This window comes from Marinobacter sp. LV10MA510-1 (assembly GCF_002563885.1).
In the GTDB taxonomy this organism is placed as follows: domain Bacteria; phylum Pseudomonadota; class Gammaproteobacteria; order Pseudomonadales; family Oleiphilaceae; genus Marinobacter.
On record NZ_PDJA01000001.1, the window covers coordinates 1,016,683 to 1,038,010 of the forward strand.

21 protein-coding genes, 1 tRNA gene and 1 pseudogene are annotated in these 21,328 nt (G+C 53.2%); 11 read left to right on the forward strand and 12 right to left on the reverse strand.

The features are described from left to right. Positions 1–311 precede the first annotated feature (311 nt). A complete protein-coding gene (locus tag ATI45_RS04910) occupies positions 312–1,589 on the forward strand; it encodes an MFS transporter (protein WP_098418513.1) in 1,278 nt (425 codons plus the stop codon). Between the two features lie 31 nt (positions 1,590–1,620). Here ATI45_RS04910 and ATI45_RS04915 read toward each other — a convergent pair whose 3' ends face one another. Continuing rightward, positions 1,621–1,980, reverse strand: a complete 360-nt coding sequence (locus ATI45_RS04915) for a DUF1569 domain-containing protein (RefSeq protein ID WP_098418514.1) — start codon at positions 1,978–1,980, stop codon at positions 1,621–1,623. Between the two features lie 182 nt (positions 1,981–2,162). Here ATI45_RS04915 and ATI45_RS04920 point away from each other — a divergent pair, with 182 nt between their 5' ends. Then, complete coding sequence (locus ATI45_RS04920; protein ID WP_098418515.1) at positions 2,163–3,293, forward strand: L-dopachrome tautomerase-related protein; 1,131 nt, start codon at positions 2,163–2,165, stop codon at positions 3,291–3,293. Between the two features lie 24 nt (positions 3,294–3,317). Here ATI45_RS04920 and ATI45_RS04925 read toward each other — a convergent pair whose 3' ends face one another. Next, entirely contained in the window at positions 3,318–4,511 is a 1,194-nt protein-coding gene (locus tag ATI45_RS04925; protein WP_098418516.1) for a CaiB/BaiF CoA transferase family protein, read from the reverse strand. Positions 4,512–4,750: 239 nt separating this feature from the next. On the opposite strand from ATI45_RS04925, the gene ATI45_RS04930 reads away from it, so the two are divergent. Then, entirely contained in the window at positions 4,751–4,981 is a 231-nt protein-coding gene (locus ATI45_RS04930) for a hypothetical protein (protein ID WP_098418517.1), read from the forward strand. Between the two features lie 15 nt (positions 4,982–4,996). Here the strand turns inward: ATI45_RS04930 and ATI45_RS04935 are convergent, their stop codons facing one another. After that, positions 4,997–5,929 carry a DMT family transporter gene (locus ATI45_RS04935; RefSeq protein WP_098418518.1) on the reverse strand — a complete coding sequence of 311 codons (933 nt, stop codon included), beginning with the start codon at positions 5,927–5,929 and terminating at the stop codon, positions 4,997–4,999. A gap of 159 nt (positions 5,930–6,088) precedes the next feature. Here ATI45_RS04935 and ATI45_RS04940 point away from each other — a divergent pair, with 159 nt between their 5' ends. After that, positions 6,089–7,018, forward strand: coding sequence for a LysR family transcriptional regulator (locus tag ATI45_RS04940; protein ID WP_179888384.1), 930 nt, complete (start codon positions 6,089–6,091; stop codon positions 7,016–7,018). Positions 7,019–7,030: 12 nt separating this feature from the next. Here the strand turns inward: ATI45_RS04940 and ATI45_RS04945 are convergent, their stop codons facing one another. Both ATI45_RS04945 and ATI45_RS04955 read right to left on the reverse strand, forming a co-directional pair. Next, positions 7,031–7,990 carry a LysR family transcriptional regulator gene (locus ATI45_RS04945; RefSeq protein ID WP_098418520.1) on the reverse strand — a complete coding sequence of 320 codons (960 nt, stop codon included), beginning with the start codon at positions 7,988–7,990 and terminating at the stop codon, positions 7,031–7,033. An 856-nt stretch (positions 7,991–8,846) separates the two neighbouring features. Further along, positions 8,847–9,497 (reverse strand): glutathione S-transferase family protein, encoded by a 651-nt coding sequence (locus ATI45_RS04955; protein WP_098418522.1) that lies wholly within the window; start codon positions 9,495–9,497, stop codon positions 8,847–8,849. Between the two features lie 116 nt (positions 9,498–9,613). Here ATI45_RS04955 and ATI45_RS22590 point away from each other — a divergent pair. Together ATI45_RS22590 and ATI45_RS04965 are read left to right on the forward strand one after the other, a co-directional pair. Beyond that, positions 9,614–9,861, forward strand: a pseudogene (locus ATI45_RS22590) (type II toxin-antitoxin system Phd/YefM family antitoxin). Then, a complete protein-coding gene (locus tag ATI45_RS04965) occupies positions 9,858–10,013 on the forward strand; it encodes a type II toxin-antitoxin system YoeB family toxin (RefSeq protein WP_098418523.1) in 156 nt (51 codons plus the stop codon). Before ATI45_RS22590 ends, ATI45_RS04965 begins: the two are co-directional and overlap by 4 nt. 295 nt (positions 10,014–10,308) lie before the next feature. Here ATI45_RS04965 and ATI45_RS04970 read toward each other — a convergent pair whose 3' ends face one another. The 4 genes from ATI45_RS04970 to ATI45_RS04985 all read right to left on the reverse strand — a co-directional run bounded on the left by ATI45_RS04970 (position 10,309) and on the right by ATI45_RS04985 (position 13,084). Beyond that, positions 10,309–10,716: an MAPEG family protein gene (locus ATI45_RS04970; protein WP_098418524.1), complete on the reverse strand. Its 408-nt coding sequence runs from the start codon at positions 10,714–10,716 to the stop codon at positions 10,309–10,311. A 121-nt stretch (positions 10,717–10,837) separates the two neighbouring features. Continuing rightward, entirely contained in the window at positions 10,838–11,164 is a 327-nt protein-coding gene (locus tag ATI45_RS04975) for an antibiotic biosynthesis monooxygenase family protein (protein ID WP_098418525.1), read from the reverse strand. Between the two features lie 434 nt (positions 11,165–11,598). Further along, entirely contained in the window at positions 11,599–11,928 is a 330-nt protein-coding gene (locus ATI45_RS04980) for a DHCW motif cupin fold protein (protein ID WP_098418526.1), read from the reverse strand. Positions 11,929–12,049: 121 nt separating this feature from the next. Continuing rightward, on the reverse strand, positions 12,050–13,084 hold the full coding sequence (locus ATI45_RS04985; RefSeq protein WP_228736048.1) for a threonine aldolase family protein: 1,035 nt from the start codon (positions 13,082–13,084) through the stop codon (positions 12,050–12,052). A 211-nt stretch (positions 13,085–13,295) separates the two neighbouring features. On the opposite strand from ATI45_RS04985, the gene ATI45_RS04990 reads away from it, so the two are divergent. Continuing rightward, positions 13,296–13,739 carry a hypothetical protein gene (locus ATI45_RS04990; RefSeq protein WP_098418528.1) on the forward strand — a complete coding sequence of 148 codons (444 nt, stop codon included), beginning with the start codon at positions 13,296–13,298 and terminating at the stop codon, positions 13,737–13,739. Positions 13,740–13,947: 208 nt separating this feature from the next. On the opposite strand, the gene ATI45_RS21840 is transcribed toward ATI45_RS04990, so the two are convergent. The 3 genes from ATI45_RS21840 to ATI45_RS05000 form a co-directional block, all read right to left on the reverse strand. Continuing rightward, the gene (locus ATI45_RS21840; RefSeq protein WP_228735935.1) at positions 13,948–14,328 is read right to left on the reverse strand and encodes a lysophospholipid acyltransferase family protein; all 381 of its coding nucleotides are present in this window, start codon (positions 14,326–14,328) and stop codon (positions 13,948–13,950) included. A gap of 111 nt (positions 14,329–14,439) precedes the next feature. Continuing rightward, a tRNA-Leu gene (locus ATI45_RS04995) sits at positions 14,440–14,526 on the reverse strand. A 75-nt stretch (positions 14,527–14,601) separates the two neighbouring features. Beyond that, the gene (locus tag ATI45_RS05000) at positions 14,602–15,234 is read right to left on the reverse strand and encodes a class I SAM-dependent methyltransferase (protein ID WP_098418529.1); all 633 of its coding nucleotides are present in this window, start codon (positions 15,232–15,234) and stop codon (positions 14,602–14,604) included. A 233-nt stretch (positions 15,235–15,467) separates the two neighbouring features. Here ATI45_RS05000 and ATI45_RS05005 point away from each other — a divergent pair, with 233 nt between their 5' ends. Genes ATI45_RS05005 through cydC form a run of 4 tightly spaced genes read left to right on the forward strand, consistent with a single transcriptional unit; the run spans position 15,468 to position 21,314 of the window. Next, positions 15,468–16,895: a cytochrome ubiquinol oxidase subunit I gene (locus ATI45_RS05005; protein WP_098418530.1), complete on the forward strand. Its 1,428-nt coding sequence runs from the start codon at positions 15,468–15,470 to the stop codon at positions 16,893–16,895. 2 nt (positions 16,896–16,897) lie between these two features. Next, entirely contained in the window at positions 16,898–17,899 is a 1,002-nt protein-coding gene (gene cydB / locus ATI45_RS05010) for a cytochrome d ubiquinol oxidase subunit II (protein WP_098418531.1), read from the forward strand. Beyond that, a complete protein-coding gene (cydD, locus tag ATI45_RS05015) occupies positions 17,900–19,684 on the forward strand; it encodes a thiol reductant ABC exporter subunit CydD (RefSeq protein ID WP_098418532.1) in 1,785 nt (594 codons plus the stop codon). After that, entirely contained in the window at positions 19,677–21,314 is a 1,638-nt protein-coding gene (cydC, locus tag ATI45_RS05020) for a thiol reductant ABC exporter subunit CydC (RefSeq protein ID WP_098418533.1), read from the forward strand. Before cydD ends, cydC begins: the two co-directional genes overlap by 8 nt. Positions 21,315–21,328 lie beyond the last annotated feature (14 nt).

Below are 21,328 nucleotides of genomic sequence, written 5' to 3' on the forward strand. Positions count from 1 at the left end.
GATCTGGCAGCAGCATATCACTGACTGGCAAACTACCGGCGTGGCACACTGGGTTATCCGCCTGGATGACGTGTTCAAACCGCTGAAGAACTTTAAAGCTTCGCTCGTCGGGGCTTTTTTCTGTCTGTGTTTTGTGTCGTTAGGAGAAGAGATCTTTCCCGGTTTTGTGAAAGGAAAAACCGGGACAGGTTTATTTTTAAACACTATCTCTGGTACAACTAAAGCCCAAATTACATCTATAAATCTGACCCGACTTCCGGTTTCCACGCTCCTGTTTCCGGGAATCCCAATGCCTGACTGGCGGAGGTGGCATGAAGTCTCTCTCGAACACAGGATTTGCGCTCTTTGGAGCAGCGCTGATTGCAATCAGCTACGGGGTCGCGCGCTTTGCCTTTGGTCTATTTGTACCCCCTATCCGGGCCGAGCTGGGTCTTACGCCTGAAGTAATCGGTATCATCGGCGCACTGCCGCTTATCAGTTTCCTTCTGGCGACGTTGGTAGCACCGCTCTCCGCCGATCGTCTCGGTGCCCGCAACACAGCCGTCCTGTCGTGTGGTTTCGGCGTCGTCGGTCTGGCGCTTATCAGCCAGGCGTCTAGTGCTTTGTCGCTCGGAGTGGGCGTGTTCGCGTGCGGCATCTGCACGGGTCTTATGATGCCGGCGCTCACGGCTGCCATGCAGGCGATGGTGAGCCGCTCGGTGCACGGCCGTGTCAGTTCAGTCATGAATGCGGGCACCAGCATTGGCGTGGCCGTTGCCGTACCGGTGGTTCTTTTCCTGTCTGGCGCTTGGCGCTCCGCGTACGTGTCCTTTGCCATCCTGGCTGGGATTGGCGTCGTTGCCGCGTGGTACTTTATACCTTCCGTGTCTCGAGTCATTCCCGCGAACGCTGCGTCGACCACTCCAATCAGCGCCCTGCAGTGGTGGCGTCTGTTCAGGCTTTCGCTGTTTGCATTCGTAATGGGCTTCGTTTCCTCTGCGTACTGGATCTTCGCACCCGATTTACTGGTCACCCTCGGCGGCCTACCGCCTTCTGCAACCGGGTGGCTGTGGCTAGCGGTTGGCATTGCCGGCATCGGAGGTGCCGTGGTAGCCGACCTGGCCGATCGCAACAACCCACCCATTACACACTCACTGATGCTGGTGATGTTATCCGCGAGCTTGGCACTGCTTGCTGCCAGCCCTGATCAGCTGGTGCTCGCGGCATTCTCTGCGCTGGTCTTCGGTCTGGCCTATATGAGCCTGACGGGGCTCTATCTTATGACCGGTATTCGCCTGTTGCCGGGCCGATTGTCGATGGGGCCGGTACTGCCATTCATGGCTGTCTCGCTCGGGCAGGCAACTGGTTCGCCCGTTGTCGGCATGCTGGTGAGCGAATTCGGCTACGCCAATGCGTTTGCCACCTTTTCCGCCATCGGCATCCTGGTAGCAATGTTGTCGCCTCTGTACCCGCGCTACATTGACCATGAGCCCGAGGAGGAGGAGCAGGTTGAAGACCAAACCGGCCTTCAGGCGGCGTACAATTACCAGCTCCTGGACGAAAATGGCGAGCCTCTGGCAGCCGTCGCCGATGAGACCGAGAACCCTTAGCAGACCACAGCGACTTCAGGCGTCTTCTTGACTAACTTATTAGCTCTATCTCCAAAAGATGATTGTAGAAGTGCATTGCATGCGCCTGTTCATACTGTTGCTTGGTCATGCTTCCATAGGCGAAGTGCTCTACCAGCTGGTCATTATAGCCCTTAAACTTAATCATCGACTCCTTGAGCCGCTGATATGCATAGGTAATATCGCCGCTTTCTTTGATCAAAGGAGCCCCTGGAATTGCCTCGCTCAAGTCATGAGTCATTTTTCCTTTTGCAGAAAACGCGGCAAATGCCAGTTTGCCAACTGTATTCTTGAAAAGGGCTGGCTTGTGCTCAGGGAAGGTGGACATCGAGAACTCGACGCTCTGGGCCGAATGAACCAATATTTGATAGATATTCCATTTAGGATTCTACACACCCTAATTTTATGACTCTTCATACAGTTGATACCACTAATGATCCACTGAAAATACCGTAAACCGCTACAGGATGAGTCATGGTTAAGTTTATTGGCATTTTTTGATCGGTCGTCTGGCGCAACTCGTACATGCAGGCTCAATCAATTAGGGAGGAAGTTATGACGATTCGTGTTTCAACGCACGCACTGGGTGCGCTGCTGATACCGATGCTTCTGGCCGGTTGCAATGCCGTTGGCAACTGGAGTCACGGCGGGGTCGCCGCAACAAACACCGCGACACTGGAGCCGGTGCGTGGAGAAATACGAACCGTCGCAATGCTGCAGATTCGCCCCGGCAACGTTGCCGTCAGTGCGGAAGGCCGTGTTTTTTCTACCATCCATCCGATGGACGGTGATCACGACGTCCAGCTCATTGAGGTGACCGGCCCCCACAGCTACCGTGCCTGGCCGTCCACCGAGGTTCAGACGCACAATGGTAACTACCAGGATGCCACGATCGACTCGCCTCTAGGCATCGCACTGGATGGCCAGGGTGGGCTCTGGATTACCGACACCGGCAATCATCTGGGCAAAACCCGAATCTGGGGGTTTACTATCGCCTCCGGTGAATTAATCCAGAAAGTGACCCTGCCAGCAGATGTGGCGCCGAAAGGCAGTTTTATCCAGGATCTGGTGGTTGACCGCAAACGAGGCTTTGCCTATCTGGCGGATATCGCCAATCCCGGCCTGCTGACGGTAAACCTGGCAAGTGGCGACACCTGGCGCTTTCAGGGTCATGCGTCGCTTCAACCTCAACCCGATGCGCCCCTGGTAATCAATGGCGAGGCCATACAGTTTGGCGGCGCGCCAGCGAACGTTGGGGTGAATCCCATCACCCTGTCGGATGACCGTAGCACCGTCTACTTTGGCGCCATGAATGGTCTGGACTGGTTTAGCGTGCCAGCCAGACTGTTGCGCAAGCACGCCAGTGCTCAGCAAGTTGCGGATGCGATTGTCCGGGTTGGGCCCAAACCGGTGTCCGACGGTGCCGATACTGACGCTGAAGGCCGCCACTTTTTCACCAACCTGAATCACAACGGCATTGATGCTCTGCTGCCCGGGGGTAGCCTCGAACCCCTGGTACGAGACGAGCGCCTCAGCTGGCCTGACAGTGTCCGCATGGGCCCGCATGGCTGGCTCTACGTTGCGGTCAACCAGCTGCACAAAGCGCCTCCCTTCACCGGTGGTAAAGATCAAGGCAAGCCGCCCTACTCTATCTATAAGGTCTGGGTTGGAAGCGTTGAAGAGTAACACTGCAATCACTCTTGGCCGCTCTTACTCTGGCAGGCCTGCCACGCCTGAATCGACCATCGTTTGTATGTCGCCACGGGAATAGCCGCAGCCTGCCAGCAAAGCCGCAGTGTCCTGACCGAGAGCCGGGGCGCCTTGCAAAGGTTGCGTTGGCGCGGCTGAAAATCGGGCCGGGGCGCGGGTCTGGCGAATATGGCCAGCCTGCGGGTGGTTATACTCCACCAGTAAGTCATTGGCCTGAATCTGTGGATGGTTCAACACCTCCGTGCGGGTCAGTACCGGCGCGCAGGGCACCGACTCTTCTTCCAGCCGCGCCAGCCACTGCTCTGCCGAGTCTGTCCTGATCACGGACTGGATCAGATCGAGCCGAACGTCGATGTTTTTCTGCCGTAGCTCTGCCGTCAAGAACCTCGGGTCCTCGGCCCATTCCGGCCGATTCACAGCGCGGATCAGCGCCTGCCACTCGCGGTCATTCTGCACCGCAATAGTGATATAGCCGGTAGTGGTCTCGTAGATCAAATCTTGAAAACTGGCAGCGGCCTGCTGTGGCAGTTCGCCTTGCACAAACGTTTGGCTACCCATGTCAGAACTCCACAGAAACGCGATGATGGCGTCCAGCATGGACAGCCGGACATGTTGACCCTCACCGCTGCGCTCACGGGCAAACAGGGCCGCGGTAATGGCCTGGGCAGCAACAACGCCAGTGAGTTTGTCAGGCAAAATCGTTCTGACCAGTTGCGGACGCCGTTCGTCAGTGCCGGCCTGCACCGTGGCCAGTCCAGACAGGGCCTGGATCAGCGGATCGTAAACCGGCCGTTGGGCGAAGGGGCCGGTGTCACCAAACCCACTGATGGACACCATAATCAGGTTCGGAGCCACCTTACGCAATTCGCCCTCGCCCAGGCCCATTCTGTCGATTACACCGGGACGGAAATTCTGCACAAACACATCAGCGGTAGCCACCAGTTTTAACAGCGCTTCGCGACCCGCTGGCTCTTTCAGGTTGAGCGCGACCGATTTCTTGTTGCGGTTGTTATTGAGAAAAGACGCTGACACATTGCCCTGCCGGTTGGCGGCAGACCGGGTAAAATCGCCGCCGGACGGATTCTCGACCTTGATCACCTCGGCGCCTTGGTCCGCCAGCATCATGGTCGCCAGAGGGCCAGACACCATGGCGGTCAGGTCAATAATTCGGATGCCGTTGAGTGGGCCAGTCATATAGGTGCTCCTGTTATTTAGGTACTTCTATCATTTAGGTGCTAAATGCCATCTCTACTGACCCGATGGTACTCGTCGCTGATGATCCATGAGTATTCATATCCGAGCTGATCCAGATTAGCCGATACCCTTTAACCCAATCGCGACCGTATATCGAGGGAGATAAAACGCTTGTTACACACGAGCTTAAACCGTTAATGCTTAGCGATAACCACCGAAACGTTAGAAGGGAAGAAAATTTGTCGTCACAACGTCGTAATTGGAATGTCTGGTTAACCCTGCTGTTCGGCGCTTTAGGGCTTATTCACGTATTCAGTATGTCCGCAAGCGCTGTGGCAGAATTGCCCCACATACTGGCGGCACTAACCGTTCTGATCCCGCTGACGATGTTTGGCGTTGTGTTGCGAAACCCATGGCCAGCGGCATTGGCGCTCGTTCTCCTCGCGGTTATAAACGTAACGCTGACCTGAGGGTTGCTGAGGTCATTAAGGATTGCTGCCAGACCAGTGACGGGTTTCTGATGGGTCGCTAGTTTTATTCGCTTTAGGTAGCGTGGCATACAGAGACGCAATAACGATCAGTGACCCACCGAACCACCCCAGCGGTCCAATGTCTTCCCCTAACCACCACACAGCGAAGATAGCTCCAAATGCTGGTTCCGACCCCATCAACAATGAAACTTTAGAGGGGCTGAGTTTTCGAGTCCCGTAATTTTGTACGAAAAAGGCAAATATCGTACAAAATACAACCAGATAAACAACTATTAACCAGAAGTTGCTGGAACTCGGGAGTCGCATCAAAAAGTCGGGCTCAGTGGCCCAAAGTGCTACCAAAGCGCCTGCGGCGACAACGCCAGACTGGATTCCGGTCAAGCTGATGGTTGATATATCTTTGCCGGTGGTCAGTTTCTTGGTGGTGGTGACCATAAAGGCACGTAAAACCGCAGCGACCAGTATCAAGGCGTCGCCGAGGTTAAACGCCATGTCATGGCTAATGGTTAAAAGCCCTACCCCCGTGAAAGAGGCCACGGCGAGGATGAAACTTTCCCGGCGCGGCTTTTGATTGAAGATCAGCCACTCGGTATAAGGCGTGAACAGCACACACAGGCTAATCAGGAGTGCGGCGTTAGCGGCACTGGTATGAAGTACACCGTAGGTCTCAAACACGAAGACGGCCAGCAATATGCAGCCGGTTGGTAGGCCAACGCGCCAATCGCGACCCTTGCCTGCTCTGTACTCCCTGATGAAGAATGGGAGCAGGCAGAAAAAAGTCAGCGAAAATCGAATCGCAAAAAATCCCATAACGGAATAAAAAACCAGCGCTTCTTTTGATAGGCCGTAACTGGTTCCCCAAAAGGCTGCAACCAGTAACAGAAGACACTCCGCGACGGGGAAAGCGCTCCCTGATTTAGCCTTCATCGCGAATACCTCTACCTTCCTGATCGCCTTTTACGCTACCCATGTCTTTCATCGTCTTAACCATCCCTTTAAACAGACTTGTGGCTCAATCAGAGCAAGTATGTTATCCAAATGGCACGACCGACATTAGCCCGTTTTAGTGCAAAGGAGTCTTTCGTTATGAGCATAAATCGAGCAATCGCACTGATGCAGGACATGGCCGTCTTTGTCGCCGTTGTTGAAGCGGGTTCGTTTACCTCTGCCGCCAAAAAGCTCGGCGCGACCACATCCTCCGTGAGCCGGCAGGTTTCGCGTCTTGAAGACTGCCTTCACGTCAAACTGCTGGAACGGACCACTCGAAACCTTCGTCTTAACGCTGCAGGTAAACGAGTTTTCGCGCAATGCCGGATAACTCTAGACTCTGCACGTGATGTGCTGGACGTAGCGGATCAGATTTGTGGCGAGCCTCAAGGGCGGCTGAAAATCGGCGTACCCAAGGCTTATGGTTCCCAAGTATTGAAAACCATCATTCCGTCTTTTCTGAACACGTATTCCAGTGTCGAGATTCAGCTTCTGGTTACCGACAGAACAATGGATCCATTTTACGATGACGTCGATATTCTGGTAACAATCACGGATAAACCGGTTGAGAGCTTAGTTGCCGTTTGTTTGGGTGAGGTACGTTCGGTGCTTTGCGCATCTGAACGTTACATTGCAAAAAGAGGACATCCTGTTCATCCGAGTGAACTGGCTGACCACGACTGCCTCTCACTGGGCGAGTCGGCCCTCGACAACGTCTGGTCTTTCGCCAAAGGGCGCGAGACAGCGAGCGTCACGACCTCGGGTCGCTATATCGCCAACCACACCGAAATTCGCAAAGACGCGGTTTTAAACGGGTTCGGAGTGGGCCTGTTTCCCGACTTTTCGGTAACGGATGAAATTGAAACGGGGGTTATGACTCAGATACTGGCGGATTGGTCGATTGTCGGGAAATACCAAGGGCAGGTAAATCTGCAGTACCCACAATCACGATATATCTCACCGTTGGTCAGAGCATTTGTCAATTTCGCCAAAGAAAATTTAGGGGCCGGAGCAGTTCAGGTTTCGTAACAACGAAACAGGCTAGCGTAATAATGGCCCGGCCAGGCGCTGTTTCTGTGCCCGGACAGCTTCCGTCAGAAAGTCCATCAAGGCATGAATCCTCACGACGCCTCGCAGGTCCGGGTGCATCAGAAACCACAAGCCGTATTCCAGCTCGGGGATGGGATTTGTAAGCTGGATAATGTCCGGGTCTTCGTCCGCCAGATAACAGGGCAGAACGGCCAGCCCCATGCCAGAGCGAATAGCGCTGAGTATGCTGACCAGAGTATCAACACGGTAGACACAGGCTGCCTTCAGCTCGTTATTGTCCATCCACTGATCCAATGCTGAATCCTTTAGTCTTGGCCCCGCACCAATCCAAGGTTGGCTGACAAGCGCCTCGACGGAAGCCCCCGGTGTCAGACCAAAGCTTCGGTGTCCGTAGACGGCCTGGCCAATGGTGGTCAGCGGTCGGCCGATCAGATTTTCAGGGGGACTGTTGGACGGGCGAATGGCGACGTCCGCTTCCCTGCGTGTCAGGTTGAACAGCTCGTTGGAGATGGCAACATCCAACACGATGCCTGGATATTTATGCCGGAATTGCGTGAACAGAGGCGCCAGCAATCCCATCAACAGGGAGTCCGTTGTGGTCGTCCAGATTTCTCCACTGGGCTCCAGGTCCCGACCGGCGACTTTACGTTCGGCTGCCAAGGCGGCCTCATCCATAATTCTGGCCGTGTCGGCGAGTTCTTCCCCTGCAAGAGTTGGCCGGTAACCGGTACGACTTCTCTCAAAGAGCGTAACGCCCAAGCGCTGTTCAATATCTCCCAACCGCCGGAAAATAGTCGCGTGACTTACACCCAGGGCGCGTGAGGCGCCAGATAGAGAGCCTGCGTTTACGATTGCAAGGATGATTTCAAAGTCATTCCATGCCAGAAGACTCCGTGTTTTCTGGGTAACGGTAGAGGACTGTTTACTCGGCTTCCCTGTTTTTTTTTGCAAAGTCTGTACTCATCTTTTTGGAATAGTTTGCATTTTAAAACAACATTAGCATGTACCTGAACCCATGAGAAAACCAACGCTCCCGTTTCTAGGGGCGATGTTATGGAGATCAGAGGCATGATGATTTCAGAAGAGGTACGGTATTTTCAGAGTGGCGGCCCGGTTACTCACCGGGAAGACGGTGAAGTGGCAGACAGGAGTGTCGACGACTCGCTTGAGGGAACTATCCCGCTCAGATACCGGGATGGGGTGGGAGGTATTGATCTTGAGCAGGTGAGGCGGGATCAGCTCCAGGCTAGGCGACAGGTCGTCCGGGCGATGATAAGACGCTTGGAAAAGCTGCTGCGTCGGCGTTGAGAAGTCGGAGGCGCGAATGCGCGCAGCCTCGTTCTAAGAGCCTGCGCGGTAGCAGCGTTTTAAGCATCGATCTGAATGGCATTGCCACTGCCAGCCCAGAATGACGTTTGGCACGGCCAAAAGAATTGTAAACACGGTTTTCCCTGCGACCACTTGAAATGATCTGGGCAATCGGCCGCACCTCCAACGCCGATAAGTGGGTCACTTTTAAACTGGTGTTGACAGACTCCATAAAGATAACTGTGCTGGGTTCGGGGGGGGTGGGGGGAAGCCATGTTGGCACATGGCCTGGATCATGGTCTGACGTAGAGGTATCATGACGAACACTCCTCTTTTGACGGCCTTCTTGGGCTAATCAAAAGTGTCCGTCAAATCACCTGATCTCGCGGGAAATTCCCCGGCCCATTCGCTAACGCGAAGCGGTTTAGTTCAACGCCAACAGCACGTGCGGCGGCGGAATGGAGGCGAAGCCGCAATGCAGTAGCCGAGCCTGTGATTGTTATATTCCTGCCTCGTCCACGTCTATGGTTTCAGGCTCAGCGTGAGCTTGCTTCACCCACTCGCCCATTTGTTCATGGTCGAGAATGAAGCGCATGTATTCTGCAGATACAGTCGAGACGTTGATCCCATAGGTTTTAAATCGCGACGCAACCGGAGCGAACATGCAATCCGCAATAGAGAACTCACCGAACAACCACGGACCAACACTCGAATAGATTTCTCGGTACTGTGACCAGATTTGATCTATCCGAGCTAACTCCCGTTCAAGAGTCGCATTGAGAGGGACTTTGCGCCCGATCGCGCGGCAATTCATTGGCAATTGGCCTCGAATCGCTGGAAAGCCAGAGTGCATTTCAGCACTGCAGGATCTTGCCTCTGCTCGTGCACGAACGGAACTCGGCCATCCGCCGCCATCCAGATACTGCTCTGAAATGTACTCGCAAATTGCCAGCGAATCCCAGATGGTCAGATCACCGTCTTTAAGCAAAGGAACTTTCCCTGCATCAGTATGCTGGGCGATAGTGGCGCGAGTATCGTCCTGGTTCAGTGAAATCCGCACTTCCTTAAAAGCCAGACCGTGAACCGAAAAAAACAGCCATGGCCTTAACGACCATGACGAGTAATTCTTATTCCCTATGACGAGTTCCACAATTCACTCCTTGAAATATAACGCCGGTCTGAAGCCGCAGATCGGCGTAAAATCGGTCGTTGTGCAGCTGATTGTTAAATCTTTATGCGTACGGCATCCTGTACAGGAGCGATCTTATGGATGCAATTAGCTACACAGCTGCAAGAACCAATTTAGCAAAAACCATGGGTAAGGTCTGTGAAGACCGTTCGCCAATTATTATCCCGGAGCAAATCGCAATCCGTGGTAATGATCTCGCGAAGACTACGAAGCGCTGCAGGAGACCGCCTACCTTCTGCGTGCACCTAAGAATGCCCGCCGATTATTGGAATCCGTTGCCGAATTGGAGCACGGCGGCGGACAGGAAAAGGAACTTTTTGAATGAAGCTCATCTTCTCCGAGAATGCCTGGGAAAACTATCTGTACTGGCAAAAAACCGACAAAAAGGTGCTTAGCCGAATAAATGAAGAAGATCACATGGTCTACAAGGTCACGGATGACGCCCTACTTATCGTTCAGCTCCGGTATCATTACTGATTTAACGCCTGCAATAAACGGCGCAAGAAACGAGCGCCCGGCGACCGTAGGGAGTGTACTTGAGAAACTTTTCAGCATTTTATTTACTCAACTCTACGCTGTTTTAGAATTTTTGATATTTCATTTAATGCATTTTTCTCTTCAATTTTAGATACATCCGGCTCAACAGTTGCCTTAAATAATTGAAATGCTGGAAAGACTAAACCACCGCCCGTTAATAATGTTGGCTAAAATGTTGAACGAAGTGAAGACAGTCAACTTTACTTTGTTCCTGTTTAATTTCTTGTTATTTTGTTTAGCTGATAATTATCACCAACTGCACCCACATGACTAGTACAATGCTACTTGATAACAAAAATGCCAAAAACCTATGAATTGGATTGTTATATGTAACATGAATAACTGAGTGAATTATACGAAAGGCAACAAAAGCCCAAGCAAAACCTAGCATTATTTTGTTGTTAATATCTAAAGTTAGCAGGATAATACCAACCGCATAAAACAAAATTGGAACTTCAAGTAAATTTGAAAAATTACGACCTAGTTTAACTATGTTATCGGGTGGAGTATATCCAGAGAATAACTTAAAATACCTGCGATCCACTAATCCTTTTTTCGCACTAATTAAGCGAGATATTCCCGTACTAAATCCAATAAAAAATGTAAGAACTACAAGTGCAAACATTGGGTAAATAATTTCCATTTATGGATAAACTCCTTCAGTTGAATAAAAACATAACGTCAAAATCAAGCGGCGCCCCATTTGGGCGTCCGCTAAGTCGGTAACGAATTTTAATGACTGATTACAAAGCAATTGCACCCGTTTACCGCCACTGTTCTACCGAAAACTGATGCTCGATGACCTCATAATGCTTTACCGAAAGGTCAGGCTCAAGCTCATAAATCTCATCTTTAGGGTACAAGCGTGCCCGCGAAATATCGTTGCCAGAAAAGGTCTTGATTAATTCGAGCTTTTCCCAATATGTGATGAGAGTAAGTTCAACTTTGTGGGCCAGAGTGTGGCGAAAAATCTGAGCACCGAGAAAGCCCGGTGTTGAAGAAGAGTCCTTGATGCCGGTTTCGTACAGATAAGCAGTAAACCCTGCGCTATGGCACTCAGGTACCCGACACTTCCATTCCCTGGCGATCATGATTCAGTGCTCTCCCTTGCGTTGTAACGAGGCTGTAGAAAAACCCTCGAGACTTTTTGATGACGCTACTACGTAAAATCTGGGTGTGCTTTCGATGATAAGTCCTCCAGATTTTAAGAATAGGCGCTATTTTTAGATCGTTTATTAACAATTTCAGATCGATTATCGCCTTCGACCTTTTTCTACAGCCTCAACGCTTAGCTTAGCGGCAACCTTGTATCGCGATGGAGAAGCCGTTGCCGTAACTGATCGGGCTATGTTTTGATGCTACGCAGAAACTCCCTAGATACATTGTCATGAATCCACCATGCTAGCGCTTGCCGGTTACCTGTCTTGTCGTAGTACTCAACAAACGAATTAACAACAAATACCTCATGAAAAATGAAACAGACAAGCGCAGGTTTTGGCATCAATGATGGCCTGGTTATGTGAGTTTAGTCGACAACGAACAGCTTGGCCCCCTGCTCTGTCGATGAACGGTGAAGCTCTGCATTGTCTGCGACCTGATAGCTCGAACCAGGGCTGAGTACAAAACGGCGACCGTCCTCCAGTTCGGTATGAAGTTCCCCTTCTAGACAGAGAAGTATGTGCCCCTTCGCACACCAATGATCGGCCAAATAGCCTGGACTATACTCGACCATACGCACTCGGATATCGCCAAAATTTCGGGTTCTCCAGTAAGCCGAACCGTGCTCTCCCGAGTGCTCGGTCTTCTCAACGTCAGACCAGTCAGTGACTCCAAAAGGTAAATCCGTGATGTTCAAGGTTGTTCCTCCTTCATGAAGGAGGAACAACAGTCACCGCCTGAGGCGTTTCGGGACAGAAGCGTCCCGCGCTTCACATGGCAGGATGAAAGCACCTGAGCCGGTGAGGAGCGGGGCGGATTTATAACACCAGTGCGCGCAAGTCCGCCAGGAACTTGTCCACCTGGGCCTCGGTGGTGGACCAGGAGCACACCAGACGGGAGCAGCCACCAATAAAATTATAGAACCGCCAACCCTTGGCGCGGAGCGCAGTCTGGACCAATTCCGGCAACGCCACGAACACACCGTTCACTTGGCGCGGGTAGCGCAGCTCAACTCCCGGCAGCCCCGCCAGCCCATCGGCTAGTCTTTTTGCACAGGCATTGGCATGGCGGGCGTTGTCCAGCCAGACATTGCCCGCCAGCAAACCGCACCAAGGCGCGGAGATAAAGCGCATTTTCGAAGCCAGCTGTCCGGCCTGCTTGCATCGCCACTCGAAATCTTCCGCCAGTTGCCGGTTGAAAAACACAACCGCTTCACCCAGCGCCAGGCCGTTCTTGGTGCCGGAGAAACACAGCACATCGACGCCCACCTTCCAGGTAATCTCCGAAGGATGTACCTCCAGCGCCGCCACCGCATTGGCAAAGCGGGCGCCATCCATATGAATACTGAGTTTATGGCGATCGGCCACGGCCCGAATGGCACGAAGCTCCCCGGGCGTGTAAACGGTACCCAGCTCCGTCGCCTGGGTGAGGCTCAGGGCTTTGGGTTTGGGAAAGTGAATGTCACTGCGCTTGGTCACCAGCTGCTCGATACTTGCTGGCGTCAGCTTGCCGTCGGGCCCATGCCCCAGCAATAACTTGGCACCATTGGACGCATACTCCGGCCCACCGCACTCGTCGGTCTCGATGTGCGCCATCTCATGGCAGATCACACTGTGGAACGACTGACCGATAGAGGCCAGCGCCAGCGAATTGGCGGCGGTGCCGTTAAAGACAAAGTAAACATCGCAGTCAGTATCAAAAAGCGTGCGCAGGCCATCAGAGGCCCGCTGAGTCCAGACGTCCTCACCATAGGCTGGCTCGTCCGCCCGGTTGGCCTCGGCCATCGCGGCCCAGGCCTGCGGGCAAATACCACTGTAATTGTCGCTGGCAAACTGCTCAAACTGAGACACAATTGCGCTCCTGAAATCATGGCCCGGTTAGCGGACAGCCCTCTACGTTACACGATTCTGGCCGTTACGCCAGTGATGCCAACGCCTGACGCGCTAACCAAGCAAGCTAATGATGTGCTACAAGGGTAGCCCAATTGTACCTATAAAAGCTCTTTGCGAATCATCGACCGGCGGAGAAACGGAGTTATGGTCGTGTGTACTTTGAAATCAGCGCGTGTTGCAAATTACCTCATATACGCCCATACGCTTTACAGCGGAGCCGCTGGCCTATTTGTGGGTGGCAGAAAGCCCTGACACCATAGACCAGGAAACCGGCGAAGTGCTGGGAGAAAACCCACACATTTACCTGATGATGAAATGGCAGGTGCCGTTCAAGCATTTTGCAGCTTGGGCGCAGCATCATGGATGGTCACAACGACCGCAGGAAAGCCTATGGCTGAAACAATGGCGACAGAATCAGTTATTTCGAAGGAATGGGACGCGACTGAGTGCTAGTGCAGAAGATTTTGTTGCCTGGTACCAACAAGCCGACTCGGGTGAGTTCGACCTCGAAGGTGATTCTCGAGGATGGGAACCCTCAGATGAACCATTCAATAACGGTATCTCATCACCTATTCCCGAAACTAAAACCCAATCTTCGTTACATGAGCTCTCCTAGGAGTTCTGTCAATAACTGTACTTATATATCGGTTTAGAGGAGATTATTAACAAAGCAAAGAGTTTTTTATGCAACGAATCGATCCTGAGAATTTTCAACTTAAGCGAAGGCGGCGTTGGGCGGTTAACGCCGCCAGCATGGGCGAGTGAAACGAGTCCAGCCCACGTTACTTTGTGGGCGAGCATGACTCGCCTTGTTAGGTGAACGATCAATTGGCTTGTTTACATTGAGCATGTTCAACCTCTGCTACCGCTCGAAGTTTCTCTAGCAAAGAATTTCGATCATCATAGGTGAGGCCTTTCGTTGGAATTGGCTCTAAGTAATGAAGTACAACTGTTCCGGGCCGAATTCTCCATTCACCTACCGGAAGGCAATGCCTAGCACCAGAAATGTACAAAGGATGAATAAGAGCCTGAGACTTAATGGGCAGAACCGCAGCACCTTTTTTATAAGGCATCAGTTCTCCATCAATACTCCGCTTTCCCTCTGCCGATATCAGAATTAAACCACCATTTCTTGCGTAAAGCGCAGCCTTGTGCAGTTGCCTCTTAGATTGTCCGGGCCATTGCCGAACAATGACCCAGCCCATTACGTATCGAGGAAACAGGTTTGCGGAGGGAAAAGGCAGATCCATCTGTCTATTTGAGAAAATCGAAGGAGATGGTAAAGGGAGAGAAAGCTCGTAAATTACTGATTCTAATGGTGCTCCGAACCGGAATCGAACCGGTACGACCGTGAGGTCGAGAGATTTTAAGTCTCTTGTGTCTACCTATTCCACCATCGGAGCATTTCGAGGGGATGTTTTTGAGCGAGGAATTGTATAAGGCCGCGTTCGCTAACGCAATTCGGATTGGCTTCTAATTTAAAAGATCTGCTTTGAGTGCACCGCAACACCCCGATAAATGTAGCCGGCAATGCGCGGCGCATTTTCCAGATAGAAGGTGTCTAGCTCAACGATATCGAAGTCTGCGCTGCGGATCAGGTCGGCAATGGGTCGGTTCAGGTGGCAGCCGCCACCAATGCGCTTCCAGGCCGGTGTTATTCGGTGTTGCCAGCGCTGAACCTTGGCATCCGGTGATTCGCCGTGCTCCAGAAACAACAATTTGCCATCAGCTCGCAATACTCTTTTCATTTGGATCAGTGCTTTTTCCCAGCCGGCTATGCTGCACAGTGTAAAGGTGAGCACCACTGTGTCTATGCTGTTGTCTGCCAGCGGAATTTCCTCGCCTGGCAAATCCAGCCACTCTAGGGGCACTGGTGATCGGTTGGCATTTTCGATGGCTTTGTGACGCATACCGGCCGACGGCTCCAGGCCGTATACGCGCGCAACTGCGCTGGGTTGGTAAAGCGAGAGGTTGATGCCCGAACCCATTCCCACTTCCAGCACAATCCCTTTTGCCCTGGGCACCAGGCTCTGGCGCAACGCCATCAGGTCGTCACTGGCGCACACTTTGGCAACCAGGTGCGGCAGTATTTTTTCTTGGTAAAATCCCATTCGTGACACGCCCGTAAGTTGTTAATTTGTATGGCTAAGCTATAGTTCTAACGCTTTCAAGCCTTCGGTTCTTAATATATATCATGAGTGCGACAATCTGTCCGACGCGCACGTCTGTATAAGATAGTACGATGCAATAACCTACTGGTAACAACAACACTAAAGATACCAAAGGCAGTCGACGCCAAGGGCATGAGCCCTATGGTTCTGTGTGAGAAGTTACCGGAGGTTCTATGGAACTCGATCCCATCCTGTTGTCGCGAATACAATTCGCATTCGTGGTGTCTTTCCACGCTATTTTCCCAGTGTTTACTGTGGGTCTTGCTTCTTATATTGCCGTGCTGGAAGGCTTGGCCTTTAAAACTGGCGATCAATCTTGGGTTCGCCTGTCTTCGTTCTGGACCAAAATTTTTGCCGTGGTTTTTGGCATGGGCGTGGTATCCGGAATCGTTATGTCGTTTCAGTTTGGTACAAACTGGAGCAACTTTTCCCAAGCGACTGCCAATTTTCTAGGTCCAATGCTGACTTATGAGGTGATAACAGCATTCTTCCTGGAAGCTGCATTTCTGGGCGTTTTGTTGTTTGGCCGTAATAAAGTTCCACCCGGTGTGCATCTGTTTGCCGCCATTATGGTGGCGACCGGAACCTTCATATCGACCTTCTGGATTCTATCGGCCAACAGCTGGATGCACACACCAGCAGGCGTCGAACTGCGTGACGGCATTTTTTACGTGACATCTTGGACCGAAGCGATTTTCAATCCTTCCTTCCCCTACCGCTTTGCCCACATGGTGCTGGCATCGTTCCTTACGGGTGGCTTTGTTGTCGCCGGAGTAAGTGCCTGGTATCTGCTCAACGGCCGCGAAGTAGAGGCCAACCGGAAAGCGCTGTCTATGTGTCTGTGGCTGCTGTTGATTGTGGCGCCGACGCAAGCAGTGGTTGGTGATTTTCACGGTTTGAACACACTTGAGCACCAGCCAATGAAAGTGGCTGCAATGGAAGGTCATTGGGAAACCGGGACTAACGTGCCTCTGCTGCTGTTCGCTATTCCAGATCAGGAAAACCAGACCAACCATTTTGAAATTGGTATCCCCAGCCTGGCCTCCTTCGTGCTCACCCATGATTGGAATGGTGAGATTTTGGGCCTGAATGAAGTCTCGGCTGAAGAGCGGCCACCGGTTGCGATCGTGTTTTGGTCGTTCCGCATAATGGTCGCCCTTGGTTTGCTGATGATTGTGTTCGCGCTGGCCGGCTTGTTCCTGCGCCGTGGTGGCAAATTCTGGCGCACAAGATGGTTTCTGCAGGGTCTGCGCGTTATGAGTATTACGCCGTTTATTGCGGTATTGTCGGGCTGGTTTGTGACCGAAGTCGGGCGCTCGCCCTGGCTGGTTCACGGCATGCTCGATTACTCAGCGGCCGTTACACCCTCACTCACCGGCGGTATGGCTCTGTTCACCCTGATTGGTTACGTGGTGGTGTATTCGATGGTGTTCTCCGCTGGAGTTTACTATTTGATGCGGGTTTTGTTTGAAGGTCTTGAGGCTGATTATGAAGAGCCCGAGTCACAAACCGAGCGGCCGAAGCGCCCCCTGTCTGCGGCACACACCACATTTGAAATTGGCAAAACCAATGGGCAGCCAGTGAACCAAGGAGGGCACTGATCATGGAACTATTTGATCTGACATTAATCTGGGCGTTTATTATTGGTTTTGGCGTAATCATGTATGTATTGATGGATGGCTTCGATCTGGGCGTGGGGATCTTGTTCCCCTTCGCGCCCTCGGAGCAGGATCGCGACACTATGATGAATTCGGTGGCGCCTGTTTGGGACGGTAACGAAACCTGGCTGGTGCTTGGCGGTGCCGGGCTGCTTGCGGCATTTCCTCTGGTGTACTCCATATTGTTGCCTGCTCTGTACATTGGGGTGTTCCTGATGCTGGCCGGGCTTATTTTTCGAGGCGTTGCGTTCGAATTCCGTTTTAAGGCGCAGAGCTCGCGCTATTTGTGGAATTGGGCGTTTGCCGGCGGCTCTACCCTGGCAGCGTTTGCGCAGGGTGTGGTGGTAGGGAGTTACATTCAAGGCTATGAAACCGCCAATCGAGTTTACGTCGGTGGCGCGATGGACTGGTTAACTCCGTTCACCATTATGACTGGCCTTGGCTTGATTGCCGGATATGCACTCCTGGGTTCCACTTGGCTGATCATGAAAACCGAAGGCCGGCTGCAAGAATGGGCATACAAGATCACCTTGCCTCTTCTTACGGCGGTTTTAGTTGTTTTTGGAATAATAGGTGTGTGGACACCGTTCGTGGATGACATGGTGCGTAACCGCTGGTTCGACAACTTAAGCGTGATTTGGGTGCTGCCGGTTCTGACCTTGCTGTTTGCGTTTCAGATTTTCCGCTCTGTGCGCAACCGGCTTGAAGGCATGCCGTTCGTGGCCACCATGGGACTGTTCATCACGACGTATTTTGGGCTAATCGTGAGCCGCTGGCCCTACCTGGTGCCGCCCGACTACACCCTGTGGGATGCCGCGTCGGCGTACAATTCACAGCTATTCCTGCTGATAGGTCTACTGATCGTTATTCCCTTTGTGCTGGTGTACACCGCCTGGACCTACTGGGTATTCCGCGGCAAAGTGCGCGCCGGCGAGGGATACCACTAAGTGGCTGAACCCGACGCGCGAAACACTAGCGCCCTGAATAACGCTAGCGCCCTTAATAACGGTAGTACCGGTGATTCGTCACCGGTACTACCGGGTGCAGAGGTGAAGCAATGGTTACAAGGCTTGGCCAAGACACACAGCAAAAGCGTTACCAGCACGGCGGTAGCTGGTTTGTTTGCAGGCCTCGCTACCATTGTACAAATGACCTTGTTAGCCACGATTATTCACCAGGGTCTGGTGGAAAAAGTCGCTTTGGCCGCATTGACACCGTATTTTCTGGGATTATTGGCCACATTAGGGGTGCGGGCACTGGCTCAAGGCTGGCAAACCACTCTGGCGTCACGCTGCAGCCAGCAGGTGCGCCAACAGGTACGTCAGCAACTTAACGATTGCTGGCAAGCCACCGGGCCAGTGAGCCTGAACCAGTCTTCTGCTGGCACTCACAGCCGTGAATGGCTTGACCACGTTGATGCTCTGCACGGCTACTTCGCACGTTTTCTGCCGCAAATGCTGATTGCCACCCTGCTACCGCTGATGATTCTAGCGTTTGTATTCTGGTTAGACTGGCTAGCGGCAATATTTTTAATGTTGGCGGCACCACTGATTCCATTGTTCATGGCCTTGGTGGGTATGGGCGCTGAATCACTGAATCAACAGCACTTTCAAACCGTCAGCCGCCTGTCCGGCCAGTTTCTGGATAAGGTGCGCGGGCTGACCACTTTGCAACTGTTTCAGCAAACCGGCCCCGCTTCCGAGGTTCTGCAACAGCGCTCGGACCAATACCGGTTTATCACCATGAAAACCCTGCGGGTGGCGTTTTTGTCGTCAGCTGTTCTGGAGTTCTTTTCGTCTGTGGCCATCGCCGTTATAGCCATGTATATCGGCTTTGGCCTGTTGGGCTACATCGATTTTGGCCCGGCAGCGGATTTAACGCTGTTTTCCGGTTTATTGGTGTTGCTGCTGGCACCGGAATTCTTTCAACCCTTGCGCACACTATCACAGCACTATCACGATCGTGCATCCGCTCTGGGTGCCGGCGCTGAAATTTTCAGCCGGCTTAACGCCTCAGAGCCGACTGGCCAGCGGGTTCGCCCTGCTCCCTCGCAGAACAGCACCGGGGTGATGGTTCAAGACGTCAGCTTTGGCTTCGGCTCTGGCTTTGGCAAAAACAAGCTGCTGTTTGACCGGGTGTCGTTCAGCGTAGGCCGCGGCCAAGCCCTTGCGCTAACGGGGCCCTCCGGAGGTGGTAAAAGCACCTTACTGAATATGATAGCGGGATTTATCGCTCCACAAAGCGGTGCCATTACCATTTTCGACAAAGCCCCCGGTCAGCAAGCGTTTGGCTGGTTAGGGCAAAAAGGCTTCTTGGTAGATGGCACCTGGGCCGACAACCTGCGCTTAACCGCACCGCAGGCCAGCGAGAGTGATATAGCAGCCGCGCTGGAACAGGTTGGCCTGGGTCCTTTGCTTGCTGAGCGCGCAGATGGCATTCACAGCAAAGTGATGGAAGATGGCCAGGGCCTGTCGGGTGGGCAGTCACGGCGCCTTAGCCTGGCGCGTATTCTGGTGGCCGATTACGACCTGATTCTGCTGGATGAGCCCACAGCCGCGCTGGATGCCGACAGCGAACAGCACATTGTGCAAACCCTGTCCAAATTGAAGCAGCAAGGAAAAACCCTGGTGTTTTCCAGCCACCACACGGCGTTGCTCGCACTGGCTGACCGGGTACTGCAGGTGGTAGATGGCCGGTTACAGGCCACTGCTGAAGGAGGTCACCATGTTTGATGCTCTGCGCCCTTGGTTGCAGTTGGTTTTTCACCGCCGTAACCGCTTACTGATTGGCGCTTTTTTGATTCTAGTTACGCTGCTTGCGGGTATCGCTCTGTTGGCGTTGTCTGGGTGGTTCATCACCAGAACAGCTCTGGTTGGCCTGTTGATCGCCATGGGTATTCAGGCCACGATCGAGCTGTATCTGCCCGGCTCGGCCATTCGGCTGTTTGCGGTTTCGCGTACGGTATTCCGCTACCTGGAACGAATTTACAATCACGAAACCGTGCTACGACTGTTGGCCGACATTCGGGTGACCCTATTTAAACGCCTGGCCCTCGTGCCCCGCAGCCAGCGCTCGCCAATGACGGGCGCACAATGGCTGTCACGCTTGCTCACCGATGTGGACGCGCTGGATACTCTCTACCTGCGCCTACTTGCCCCTGCGTCCCTGGCGGCGCTGGTAAGTGTTGGGGTTATTATCCTGGCCGCTACGGTGTTTAGTGTACAAACCGGCGTTTTGGTCGCTGCGTGCCTGGGCCTGGCCTTTGTGGTGGCAACGGGCACTGTCTACATGCGCACCCATAGCTTGGCTCGGGCTCAAAGTGAGCGCCGGGACACACTACGAAGCCAGCTGGTTCAGCACATTGAAGGTTACGCAGAGCTTACCGCTGCTGGCCGTGCCCGTGACCACAGTGCTTTGTTGATGCAGCAGGCCGAGCAGTTAACCAGCGAGCAATGCACTATTGAGGCTCGGGCGGGCTGGCACCTTGCCGGCTCAAACCTGTTGATAAACCTGGCAGTAGTGGTGGCTCTGTGGATGGGATTTAGCCTGTACCAGCAGCAAATGCTGTCTGGCCCGGTGCTGGTTTTGCTGCCCATCGCTTTATTGGGATTAGGCGAGGTGTATGGCGTGTTGCCCGACGCGTTTTCCCGCCTTGGCGGCACTGTCGCCTCTGCCCGGCGCTTGAACCGCGACACAGCAGAAAGCGCCAAGCACAGCGATGTCACCTTGGCGAAGACGACGGCAATGGAAACGCCTGAGAACGGCGTTTTTGCGGTCGCGGTTCACGATCTGCAGCTGCGCCACGGCAACAGTCAGCCTTTGCTGGCCCGCCCTCTCAGCTTCGAACTCAAGCCCGGGGAGTGGCTAGGCTTTACCGGCCGGTCTGGCAGCGGAAAATCGTCCCTGGCAGACGCTCTGAGCGGGCTAATAAACCCATCAGGCGGTAGCGTTAGCAGCCTTCCGGTTGCTTACCTGACCCAGCAAACCTATCTGTTTGACGACACCTTAAGCATGAACCTGAAAATGGCCAACCCGGAGGCCAGCGATGACGATCTATGGCAAGTGCTGGACCTGGTCGAGATGGGAGACCGCTTTGGTGACGAGCCGGCCCAGCTGGATACCTGGCTGGGCAGTGGCGGTAATGTACTGTCTGGCGGCGAAGCCCGGCGCATTGCGCTGGCGCGAGTGCTGCTAAGCCCTGCGACCGTGTTCGTGCTGGACGAGCCATTCACCGGTGTCGACAAAGCCCTGCGGGACCGCATATGCTGCCGTTTGGAACAACGTTTGGCGGGCCGTACGGTGATCAGCCTGGCTCACAGTGTGGATGCACTGGCAGGTGGCACCGCTACGATTGCGCTTTAATATAAATATAAAAA

Coding starts and splice junctions, on each gene's coding strand:
- ATI45_RS04920 (WP_098418515.1), top strand. CDS start 2,163: ATGACGATTCGTGTTTCAACGCACGCACTGGGTGCGCTGCTGATACCG.
- ATI45_RS04965 (WP_098418523.1), top strand. CDS start 9,858: ATGAAGCTCATCTTCTCCGAGAATGCCTGGGAAAACTATCTGTACTGG.
- ATI45_RS05000 (WP_098418529.1), bottom strand. CDS start 15,234: ATGGGATTTTACCAAGAAAAAATACTGCCGCACCTGGTTGCCAAAGTG.
- ATI45_RS21840 (WP_228735935.1), bottom strand. CDS start 14,328: ATGGGCTGGGTCATTGTTCGGCAATGGCCCGGACAATCTAAGAGGCAA.
- ATI45_RS04975 (WP_098418525.1), bottom strand. CDS start 11,164: ATGATCGCCAGGGAATGGAAGTGTCGGGTACCTGAGTGCCATAGCGCA.
- ATI45_RS04910 (WP_098418513.1), top strand. CDS start 312: ATGAAGTCTCTCTCGAACACAGGATTTGCGCTCTTTGGAGCAGCGCTG.
- ATI45_RS04940 (WP_179888384.1), top strand. CDS start 6,089: ATGAGCATAAATCGAGCAATCGCACTGATGCAGGACATGGCCGTCTTT.
- ATI45_RS05005 (WP_098418530.1), top strand. CDS start 15,468: ATGGAACTCGATCCCATCCTGTTGTCGCGAATACAATTCGCATTCGTG.
- ATI45_RS04925 (WP_098418516.1), bottom strand. CDS start 4,511: ATGACTGGCCCACTCAACGGCATCCGAATTATTGACCTGACCGCCATG.
- cydC (WP_098418533.1), top strand. CDS start 19,677: ATGTTTGATGCTCTGCGCCCTTGGTTGCAGTTGGTTTTTCACCGCCGT.
- ATI45_RS04935 (WP_098418518.1), bottom strand. CDS start 5,929: ATGAAGGCTAAATCAGGGAGCGCTTTCCCCGTCGCGGAGTGTCTTCTG.
- ATI45_RS04970 (WP_098418524.1), bottom strand. CDS start 10,716: ATGGAAATTATTTACCCAATGTTTGCACTTGTAGTTCTTACATTTTTT.
- cydB (WP_098418531.1), top strand. CDS start 16,898: ATGGAACTATTTGATCTGACATTAATCTGGGCGTTTATTATTGGTTTT.